Annotated in this window: 12 protein-coding genes; 7 read left to right on the forward strand and 5 right to left on the reverse strand. The window is 55.3% G+C overall.

The features are described from left to right. Positions 1-4: 4 nt before the first annotated feature. Both PM04_RS09420 and ccoS read left to right on the forward strand, forming a co-directional pair. A complete protein-coding gene (locus PM04_RS09420) occupies positions 5-2,194 on the forward strand; it encodes a heavy metal translocating P-type ATPase (RefSeq protein ID WP_038005916.1) in 2,190 nt (729 codons plus the stop codon). 15 nt (positions 2,195-2,209) lie between these two features. Continuing rightward, on the forward strand, positions 2,210-2,368 hold the full coding sequence (gene ccoS, locus PM04_RS09425) for a cbb3-type cytochrome oxidase assembly protein CcoS (protein ID WP_038005918.1): 159 nt from the start codon (positions 2,210-2,212) through the stop codon (positions 2,366-2,368). Here ccoS and PM04_RS09430 read toward each other — a convergent pair. Genes PM04_RS09430 through fliF form a run of 5 tightly spaced genes read right to left on the reverse strand, consistent with a single transcriptional unit; the run spans position 2,365 to position 6,232 of the window. After that, on the reverse strand, positions 2,365-2,877 hold the full coding sequence (locus tag PM04_RS09430; RefSeq protein WP_038005919.1) for a hypothetical protein: 513 nt from the start codon (positions 2,875-2,877) through the stop codon (positions 2,365-2,367). The two genes, ccoS and PM04_RS09430, sit on opposite strands and share 4 nt — an antisense overlap. Positions 2,878-2,887: 10 nt before the next feature. Next, positions 2,888-3,607, reverse strand: coding sequence for a flagellar type III secretion system pore protein FliP (gene fliP / locus PM04_RS09435; protein WP_038005921.1), 720 nt, complete (start codon positions 3,605-3,607; stop codon positions 2,888-2,890). Continuing rightward, positions 3,604-3,873: a FliM/FliN family flagellar motor switch protein gene (locus PM04_RS09440; protein ID WP_038005922.1), complete on the reverse strand. Its 270-nt coding sequence runs from the start codon at positions 3,871-3,873 to the stop codon at positions 3,604-3,606. Before PM04_RS09440 ends, fliP begins: the two co-directional genes overlap by 4 nt. Further along, positions 3,866-4,489, reverse strand: a complete 624-nt coding sequence (locus PM04_RS09445) for a hypothetical protein (protein ID WP_038005924.1) — start codon at positions 4,487-4,489, stop codon at positions 3,866-3,868. The genes PM04_RS09440 and PM04_RS09445 overlap by 8 nt, the downstream gene beginning before the upstream one ends. Positions 4,490-4,492: 3 nt before the next feature. Continuing rightward, positions 4,493-6,232, reverse strand: coding sequence for a flagellar basal-body MS-ring/collar protein FliF (gene fliF, locus PM04_RS09450; RefSeq protein WP_038005926.1), 1,740 nt, complete (start codon positions 6,230-6,232; stop codon positions 4,493-4,495). A gap of 126 nt (positions 6,233-6,358) precedes the next feature. Here fliF and fliL point away from each other — a divergent pair, with 126 nt between their 5' ends. From fliL to PM04_RS09475, 5 genes are all read left to right on the forward strand, one after another. Then, positions 6,359-6,847, forward strand: coding sequence for a flagellar basal body-associated protein FliL (gene fliL / locus PM04_RS09455; RefSeq protein ID WP_038005928.1), 489 nt, complete (start codon positions 6,359-6,361; stop codon positions 6,845-6,847). A gap of 9 nt (positions 6,848-6,856) precedes the next feature. Then, a complete protein-coding gene (locus PM04_RS09460; RefSeq protein WP_052068328.1) occupies positions 6,857-7,264 on the forward strand; it encodes a DUF6468 domain-containing protein in 408 nt (135 codons plus the stop codon). Between the two features lie 11 nt (positions 7,265-7,275). Next, positions 7,276-7,863: a MotE family protein gene (locus PM04_RS09465; RefSeq protein ID WP_052068327.1), complete on the forward strand. Its 588-nt coding sequence runs from the start codon at positions 7,276-7,278 to the stop codon at positions 7,861-7,863. A 3-nt stretch (positions 7,864-7,866) separates the two neighbouring features. Then, positions 7,867-8,733, forward strand: a complete 867-nt coding sequence (gene motA, locus PM04_RS09470) for a flagellar motor stator protein MotA (RefSeq protein WP_038005930.1) — start codon at positions 7,867-7,869, stop codon at positions 8,731-8,733. Beyond that, positions 8,730-10,283 (forward strand): hypothetical protein (locus PM04_RS09475; protein ID WP_038005932.1); only part of this gene is annotated, 1,554 nt, incomplete at its 3' end. The genes motA and PM04_RS09475, both read left to right, overlap by 4 nt.

Raw genomic sequence — 10,283 nt, forward strand, 5'->3', positions numbered from 1 at the left:
CGCAATGACGGCAACCTTTGATCATTCTCGGCCGATGGCCTGTCCCGCTTGTGTGGGCGTGCCGGAGGGCGTTGCGGTTCAACCTGAGCCGGTTGAAAACGCACGCCTGATGGTGGCCTTGCCGGGAATTCACTGTGCCGCGTGCATTTCAGGCGTCGAACGGACGCTTGCACATGTTCCTGGTGTGGCCAAATCGAGCGTGAACTTGACGATGCGGCGGGTCGCAATCCAAGCCGCACCCTCTGTCGATATCCAGACCATAATCGATGCATTGGACAATGCAGGGTATGAGGCGCAGGAGCTGGATAGCAGCCTTTTGGCGCAATCTGACCGCGACGATTATGGTCGCATGTTATTGATGAGGCTCGGCGTCGCGGGCTTTGCGATGATGAATGTCATGCTTTTGTCCGTTGCGGTGTGGTCCGGTGCAGATGCTGCAACACGCGATATGATGCACTGGATTTCTGCGGCGATTGCCTTGCCCGCAGTGGCGTTTGCCGGAATGCCTTTTTACACATCGGCACTTGGGGCGCTGAGGGGTAGGCGCCTCAACATGGATGTCCCGATTACGCTTGCGATTTTACTCGCGGCGGGCACGTCGCTCTATGAGACTGCGCATGGGGGGCAGCATGCCTATTTTGACGCTGCCGTGGCACTCGCGTTTTTCCTACTGACAGGGCGCTATCTAGAGCATCGGACGCGGTCATCCGCACGGTCCGCGGCGCAAGAACTTGCCGCGCTTGAGGTGCAGCGCGCGATCAAGTGGGTCGATGGTGCTGAGGTCACCGTTCCCGTGGCGCAGATCGCCGTCGGGGATGTTGTGATCGTGAAGCCCGGCGCGAATATTCCTGTCGACGGTGTCGTAATGACGGGTCAAAGCGAGGTGGACCGCTCCTTTATGACCGGTGAGGCTGTGCCGATGCTGGCGCAGCCGGGCACGTCACTTTTCGCAGGTGAGATTAACTTGTCAGGGGTGCTTCAGGTGCGGGCTTCAGCGGTCGGAAAAGATACTGAATTGCGGCGCATATCCGATATGGTCGCAATAGCGGAGGGCGGTAAAAGCAAATACTCGACCCTCGCGGACCGTGCCGTTCAGTTATACGCGCCCGGGGTGCATATTCTGTCGGCCTTAGCTGCTGTCGGCTGGTACATTTACACTCAAGATCTGAGGCTTGCGTTAAACATTGCAGCCGCAGTTTTGATTATCACATGCCCTTGCGCACTGGGCCTTGCGGTCCCGGCCGTGACGACCGCAGTGAGTGGGCGGTTGTTTCGAAAAGGCGTGCTGGTCAAGCATGAAACCGCCCTTGAGAGGTTGGCTGAGGTCGATACCGTGATTTTTGATAAGACCGGTACCCTGACGCTGGGCACGCCAAAGAGTGATGATTTAGCCGGCCTGAGCGAGGTGCAAAAAACAGTGCTGTTCGGGTTGGCAAAGGGTTCAGATCATCCGCTCAGCGCAGCGTTGAGCAAAACGCTTGCCGAGCAAAATGTTGTGCCAGCTGAGATTGCGGATCTGACAGAGCATCCTGGTTGCGGATCTGAAGGGATTTGGGCGGGAAAGCGCGTTCGGCTGGGCCGCGCAACATGGATGGGCCGAGAGCAAGGTGCGGGTCTGAGCGCGTGTTTTCAAATGGGCGACCTAGGCCCCATTCGCCTCTCGTTCGATGAGGAGCTTCGCCAAGATGCTGCGGAGAGTATTGCTGCTCTTAGATCGCGTGGGCTAGATGTGCGAATTCTCTCTGGTGATGGCCCTCATGCGGTTAAGAGAGTTGCGCAATCCTTGGGCGGTCTCCCGTTTGAAGCTGAACAGACACCTACACAAAAAGCCGATACCATCGCGGCTCTCGCAGCCGAAGGGCGGCGGGTTTTAATGATCGGCGACGGATTGAACGATACACTCGCTCTCGCGAATGCCCATGTATCAATGTCACCGGCAAGTGCCTTGAATGCGGCGCGCGTAGCCTCTGATTTTGTTTTGATCGATAAGGGGCTGGGCGGGCTTGATGGGGTATTCGACTTAGCGCACCAAGCCCGCAGCCGCATTGTTGAAAACCTCAGCTTGGCCTCATTTTACAACCTTATTGCTGTACCTCTGGCCATTGCGGGCATGGCGACGCCGTTGATCGCTGCACTCGCAATGTCTGCATCCTCACTCACGGTTACGCTGAATGCGATACGGTTGAAATCATAGGAAGAGGAGGCCAGCATGGACGTACTTGCAGTGTTGATTCCAATCTCGTTGTTGTTGGGCGCGGTCGGCTTAGTCGCTTTCATCTGGACACTAAGGACCCGGCAATACGATGATCCTGAAGGCGATGCGCAACGCATTTTGCGTTCGGACTACGACGATCACCCCAAGCCCTAGGCCGTCTCTCTAACCCGCTCAATTGATTGCTGAACACGCCGCGCCAGTGACCCAGGCAGTTGACGCAACACAGCGGCCTTTGTCTTGGCGTCTTGGTTCTGTAGGACGATAGCGATGACCGCTGGATGCTCTTTCGGCAGATCGCTCTCTTCGATTAAGGCCGCGATCGTGCTGCGGACAACTGGTTTTGCAAGCATACCGCTGCTTGCTTTTGGGCTGAGCTGTGGGGGCGCTTGTTTCTTGCTCGGTTCAAGGCGTGCCAAAAGATCCCGTGCGCTCTGCATGAGCGTTTCACGGCTGGGCATCGCATTTGCACTGCCTTGGGCGGCACGATCTTGTTGCTGAAGGGCCTTCGCTTTCTGCGTCAAATCACCCAGATCATCTTGCCCGCCTTGTTTGTCGATCAGCGCGAGCAATATGCGCGCCCGTTCTGCATTTGATGCCTCCGAGGGCAGTCGCGCTTCGGGGCTGGTGCAGGCTTCGGCGGCGGGTTGTGGGTCTGGTGTCATTGGGGGCTCCTTAGAAATAACTGCGCACCAAGGCGCTTGTGACCAACGTCCAGCCATCCGCGACCACAAAGAATGCGAGCTTGAATGGGAGGGCGACAACTGCGGGGGGGACCATCATCATACCCATGGACATAAGAATGGCAGCTACGACCATATCGATGATCAGAAAGGGCAGAAAAACGAGAAATCCGATTTGGAATGCACGTGAGATTTCACTGAGCAAAAAAGCAGGCACCAACACGGATAGCGGAGGTTCTTGGTCGGAAATCTCCTCTGATTGTGTGCGCATATCGATCATCGCATCCAGCGTCTCGGGGTCAACGCGAGCGCCCATGAAGACCTGAAATGGTGCCATTGTCTCGCCGAATGCGGTGCCTATATCCATCGTGCCTTCCACCAGAGGCGAGAGGCCATTTTGCCAAGCGCTGGTAAATACTGGCTCCATAACAAAATAGGTTAGGAATAACGCTAAGCTAACGATCAACATGTTGGGTGGCGATTGTTGCAAGCCGATTGCTTGCCGCAGGATCGACAGAACCGTCACGATAAACGGAAAACACGTGACCATGATCGCTAGTCCGGGCGCAAGGCTGAGAACAGTGATCAGAGCGATCAACTGCAAAGTGCGCGCGGTTAGCGCGTTTTCCTCTCCCAGTGAAATTGCGATCTCCTGCGCGTTGGCAGGTGCGACAATCGCTAGGCAAAATATCAGGGTTAGAAGCGCCCTCATAGGCTTTCGTCAGCCTTTGCGACTTCGGTCAGCCGAACGGCCAATTGGCCCGATTGATCTCCATCCAATTCTTGCAGTTCGCCCCGCGCGATCAACCGATCCCCGACGTACAACTCGACTGGATCGCTGATGGAGCGGTCAAGCTCGATGATACTGTCTTGCTCAAACGCTAATAACTGCGAGACGGTGGGCCGGGCGCGACCAACAGAAACCGAGACCTCGACTGGTATGCGCGCAAACGGGCTGGTCGTGTGAGTATCATCCATTGAGAACATCCTTTTCATCGGTCAGGTTGGTGGGCCTGTCATCGGATAAGACCGCGTCAAAAGCAGTTTCGATCCCGTCGACAACGTGCAAAATGTCGATGGACCGACCAGTGGAGCCCAGCTTGAGGTGCGCTTGGGTCAACCCCAATGCGGCGTCTGCTGAGAGTTTGACTTGTGGAGTGTCAGGGTGCACTTCGAGCAAAGCGGTCACCGCGTTTAGTTCTTCGTGCGACACGCGAATTTCTATTTGTGCCTGCGCTGCGTCTTGGGCGAGGGTCACGACCTCATCCAACAAGCGTTGCCGAAATCCGCTCTGCGCAAGCGCGGGGAGGAGTTTTTGAACAATATCCGCCAGAAGAGGTTTGAGCTCCGCCAAGATTTCGCTACGCGCGTGATCCACCGTCAGCTGGGCATCAGCAAGCCGTTTGCCGAGGGCTTCCGCGATATGCGTTTGGTCGCGCTTGGAGCGCTCAAGGCAATCGTCCCAACCAGCTTGATACCCTGTTTCGTATATTTCTGTCGTATCAACCGCGGGCGCGGCCTCGGTTGTGGCTTCAACATCTTTAGGTGGAGCGGCACCGAATTCTTCGAGCGAAAGGCGGGAGAAAGAACTCATGCTTTAGGCCTTTTCTTCCATCCATCCACGCAAGATTTCGACAGTTTCCTCGCGTCGATCCTCAATCAGTTTGCGTAGCCGATCGACGGGATCTTCGTCCTCGTTGTTGTCCCCGGATGCCATATTGAAGGCAGGCAAATCCGGAAGGTCACCGCTTTGACCAGATAGGTTCGCCATGTCGAAGTCTGAGACAGTGCCCATTTGAGGCATCGCAAATGGTGCATTATCCTCCTCAATTGTCCCGCTAAGCGCAGGCAAATCCGGTAAGTCGGGCAAGGACGGTGCAGGTGCAGCCGGTGGTGCCATGGAGGGTAGCGCACGGGCGGACCCACTAGGGGGCGTCGCTGTTCCTTCCGACACGGGCAATGCGGCCGAGACGGTAGCTGTCGCGTCGGATTTGAGGGCTGGTCGTACCACAAAAAGACCCAACAGCAGTGCAACAAGCCCGAGCAGTGTGACCTGTATGAGGTTTTGAATGTCCAGCCGATCCATGACCCCAGAGGCGCTTGTGAATTCTGTCTCGGGTACCTGTTGGTAGGCTTGATTGAATTGAAGCGTCTGCAATGAGATCGTATCACCGCGCTCCGCGTCAAATCCAACCGCCGACTCGACGAGCTGTTTGAGAGCGTCGAGTTCGTCTGCAGAACGCGGTTGCCACTCAGTTCCGCCGTCTGCATCTGTTGTGGTCGTTCCATCGACGAGGACCGCAACGGAGATACGTTTGATCGCACCGGGGCCTCGTTTGATTTCGCGCTCGGTGGCGGACACATCGTAGTTAATACGCTCTCTCGTCGATGCATTCTGAGCATTGGAGGAACTGCCTGCACCACCTGCATCACCCTCTGGCAGATTGCTCGCCACAGTAACTGCGCCGCCCGCACCAGAATTGGAGCTTTCGCGCGTTGTTTCTTCGCTATCAGTGCTGATTACGATGCGGCTATTGGGGTCGAGTGTGCGCTGCACCAAGGTCTCTGCGGCGCGGTCTGTTTCAACACTGACTTCAACGACATAGCTGTTTGGACCAACGCGCGCTGACATAAGGCGCTCAACGCGCTTTTGCAAAGCGACTGCGCGGCTTTCTTGATCCAGTCCAGAAACCTGATCTGCATCTGCAGAAACAATGCGGCCTGTCTGTCCATCAATTACAGTGACATCCTCGGGCATAAGGCCCGTAACGGCAGAGGCGACCAAGAATTGAATCGCCCGCGCTTGCGGTTGTGAGATTGCGCCTCCGCTGGTCATTAAGGTGACGGATGCCGTGGTCGTGGATTTGCGTTGGAATGGTGTGTTGTTTGCATTGGCGATGTGTACGCGGGCACTTTTGATTCCTGCACTGCCAGCTAAGGTGCGTGCAAGCTCGCCCTCTTTTGCCCGCCAATAGGCTGCGTCAAACATTTGGGAGGTCGTCCCAAATCCGGTCATTTGTTCAAGGATTTCGTAGCCGTTCGCCCCTGTTTGGGGCAGTCCCTCAGCGGCCAGTGTCATTCGCAGACTGTCGCGCCGGTTGCTTTCTACAAAAATGCTTGTGCCGCGCACTTCATGTTTGGCGCCTTGTGCTTCTAGCGAAGCCACGACTTCGCCCGCTGAGTTGGCATCAAGTCCGGCATAAAGAAGCGACATGCTGGGAGCATTGGCGATGCGTGCCATCATCAAGACCATGACGAAGACCCCCACGGTTGCGGCCCCGACAATAATGCGGCGTTGCAGCGGAAGCTTGTTCCAGAAGGACAGCAGGTTCTCCACGATCTTCTCCTTATGTACGCGGACGTTCTGCCCGGGTCTTGAGAGTAAGATTGCGCATTCGCCTTAATAATCGGTTAGCCAAACGGTGGTTATAGTCGGACGTGACAAAAAAAGATGGACGCCCAAATGGCCGAGAGCGACGAAACCAAAGATGCCCCTCCTAAAAAGGCAAGCAAGCTACCGCTTATCCTTGCGATTGTTGTCGCGCTCGTAGGTGGGGGCGGGGCTTTTTTCTTCATGTATACGAGTGGCGACAGCACGCCCACAGACGTTGCAGAGGCTGCCCCCGAGGAAAAAACGCTTAGCCCACTTGCCGATTTAGCCTTTGTTCCGCTGCCCCCAATGGTGATCGCCTTGGGTGATAGTACGGCGAATCGATTGCTGCGGTTCCAAGCGCAGCTTGAGGTTTCATCAGGTGATGAGGAAGCGGTCTCTTTTCTTGAGCCGCGGATTATGGACGTCCTGAATACGTATCTTCGTGCAGTAGATGTCGAAGACTTAGAAAGTCGTCGCGCTCTTATTCGCCTCCGTGCTCAGATGTTGCGCCGCATTCAGATCGTGACGGGAGGGGATCACGTCCGTGACCTTCTGATCACAGAATTTGTTTTAACGTGAGGTTGTCGAATGCTGATTGATCTTATCGCCGATGCTTTGCTCTTGGGCGGTGCCTTGTGCGCGTGCGCCTATTGCTTCGTCTTGTCCCGACGCTTGAAAAAACTCTCGAGCTTTGAATCGGGCCTCGGGGGGGCGATCGCGATCCTGTCCACTCAGGTGGATGACATGCAAAGGGTGCTCAAGGAAACGGAGGCCACTGCAGGTGAAGCGTCATCGCAGCTCAAGGATCTCGTGCAAGAGGCCGAGGATGCGGCCGGCAATCTAGAAGTTTTGTTGGCGAGCCTAACTGACATGCCTGAGGCGCCTATCGCGCAACCACATATACCAACACATCCAGGCGTACCCGTCGCTGCGCCATCGGCTGCTGTCGAGCCTGATGTGTTTTCCTTTGTGACAGCGCGCGCGCGAAATACTTGAGGGGAAAGTCTATGAACAAACCAGGTACAAAGGCGCTAAAGCCGATTCAGAGGCAGATCACATTACTCATTTTGCTACTATTTCTCGCTTCTGCGGGCGTACGCTTTGCTGGTTTGAGTGCAGCATGGGCGACGGCTGAAACGGATGTCGAGGTCACGGACACATTCGGCAGCGACATGTGCATCCCGGATCCGGCGTTCTCAACAATGATGGAAGACCTAACCGCGCGCGAGGCTCGGTTACTTGCCGCAGAGGTCGCTATTGAGCAGAAACGAGTGGATGTGGAGCTGTCACGCCAAGCGATCTTGGAGCAACTCGCCATACTAGAAGAAGCGGAAATGCGGCTAGAAGCCGGACTTGCCGCCTCATCCACCGCGTCAGAAGATGATCTTAGCCAGCTCACTGCCGTTTACCAGGCGATGAAGCCCAAAGTCGCCGCCGAGCTGTTCGAAGCGATGGATCCAGAATTCGCCGCAGGTTTCCTTGTGCGAATGGCGCCAGAATCAGCCGCCGCAATTGTCTCAGGCTTGGAGCCCGCGACTGCTTATGCCGTCAGCGTGATCGTCGCCGGACGAAATGCAAACGCGCTGAAGGAATAGATTATGACCGGAATTATTGGGATCGTTTGCGTCTTTGTCATGGTCTTCGGCGGCTACTTAGCGGCTGGCGGCAAGATGGGCATTATTATGAAGGCTCTGCCTTTTGAGATGACGATGATCGGTGGTGCTGCGGTTGGGGCGTTCCTCATCGCTAACAGCATGTCAGAGGTCAAACATACCCTCAAAGATGTTGGAAAAGTCTTCAAAGGTCCCAAGTGGAAGACTGATGACTACCGCGATTTGCTGTGCCTCCTCTTCGAACTTATTCGTCTGGCGAAACAGAATGCGGTGGCGGTGGAGGAGCATATCGAGGGGCCAGAAACCTCGAGCATCTTCACCAAATACCCTAAGATTTTGGCAGACAATGAAGCCGTCGGTCTGATTTGTGACACGATGCGCGCCGCGTCGATGAACTATGATGACCCACATCAGGTTGAAGAAGTTCTTGAAAAGAGGATGGAGGCAAACGCCCATCACGCGCTTCACTCCAGCCACGCGCTCCAAACAGTCGCTGATGGTTTGCCTGCGCTGGGCATCGTGGCGGCGGTGTTGGGCGTGATCAAAACCATGGGCTCGATTGATCAGCCACCAGAAGTACTTGGCAAGTTGATCGGTGGCGCTTTGGTCGGGACGTTTCTAGGCGTTTTCTTGGCCTATGGCCTCGTTGGGCCGTTTGCGGCGCGCGTAAAAACTGTGGTCGAGGAAGACGTGCACTTCTACCGCCTTATTAGAGAAGTCCTTGTGACCAACCTGCATAACCACGCGACGAATATCTGTATTGAGGTTGGGCGCCAAAATACACCAACGCACATACGGCCATCGTTTGCCGATGTGGAGGAAGCGCTCAAAGATGTGAAGAGCGCGGCATGAGGTTGCTTCCTACCGGCTCCGCCTTTCTGTTTGCGCTATTTATCTCGGCAGCTTTTGCCCAAGAAGAATTGATCGCGCAATCGGGTGAACACGAAACGTTCTCGCGGATCGTTTTCCCTCTGGAGGAAGAGATCACTTGGAACATTGAGAAATCCGATCGCGCCGTGCGCATTTCTTTTCCAAACCTTGGTGCAACTCTAAGTACTGAGGGGCTGCTGTCTCGGCTGCCCATTGGGCGGCTGGATCGTATTAGCGCTGACCGTGGTCTTGTGGAGCTACAGTTGGGATGTGACTGCGAGGTCGAGGTTTTTCGGTTTGATGGCCGCTTTGTCGTGATTGATGTTTTGGATGATGCAAGCCCAACTGAGCCAACAGAAACAAAATCCACTGAACAACATATATTTCCGTTCGGTGGTGATCAGCCCAACCCTATCGCGACACTCGCAGAGAGAATGCTGCCAACTGTTGCGCCAGAGATCGGCGAAAGCGTGCAAACCTTTTCAGATGATATTTTGGCATCTGGGATGGCTGATGCGGTTGCGGCTCAATTGCTGGCCCCATCTGGTAGTCTTGCACCGAATGGTGACGTGAGTGCGGGCGATGGTCCCTCGCAAATTGAGATTAACACGCCTTTGCGAAATCAGCCGCCTCAGGTTGCAATGGCGCAACAACAGATATGCAGCCTACCTGCCTATGCGGATATCAGCCAATGGCCCCCCCATAAGGACGTTCTTCAGTCTATCGGCCAAATGCGACGTGAGGTCTTCGATGATAGCGGCCAAGTCGATCCAGAGCGCGCACGTTCCCTTGCAGCTGGATATATTGCCTTGGGGTTTGGTGCTGAAGCGCGTGCAATCCTTCAAATGAGTAGTCAAGATAGCTCTCTAATGGAAGCCTTGGCCCATATAGTAGATGGCTTACCTAGTCCTTCGACCTCGACGCTCCGAGAGGCATTTTCCTGTCCTAACGCGCTTGCGTTTTGGGCGGTACTTTCGGCAGGCGCCCTGCCTGACGGCGCAAATCTCAACGAAAGTGCGGTTGAGCTTACTCTGGCCAAAATGAGTCTCGAGTACCGTAATGCTTATGCGGGCAAGGTCGCTGCAAGGCTTCGAACAGGTGGGTATGAAAATGCAGCCCGCCAAATCGAGGGGCTAATGGCGCGAACAAATGGTTCAAGCGAAGGCGAGGAGGAAGTGTATGATCCCGTTGCCTTGGCCGAGCTTCAGCTAGAGGATCGCCTCGCTGCACTCAGGGCGCTTGCCTTCGCAAACACTCCACCATCTGCGCAAGCACTTAATGCTCTGCTGCAAGAGCACATGCAGTCACGAATTGCTCTAGATGACGCGCTTTTGACCTTTGCAGGCTCTTTCGTGGAGACAGTCGAGGATGATGCTACCCGCATCGGTATTCATGCGGGCTTGCTCTCTGGTCTCGTGCTTTCGGGGTATCCGTTTGAAGCATTACAGTCCTATGAACGGCTTTTGCTCGTTCAGCCAAAACACACCATGGCCCATCTGGATGCTTTGGTATCCTTGGCGACTGAAGTGGTA

The organism is Thalassobacter sp. 16PALIMAR09, assembly GCF_000765485.1.
Classification (GTDB): Bacteria; Pseudomonadota; Alphaproteobacteria; order Rhodobacterales; family Rhodobacteraceae; genus Thalassobacter; species Thalassobacter stenotrophicus.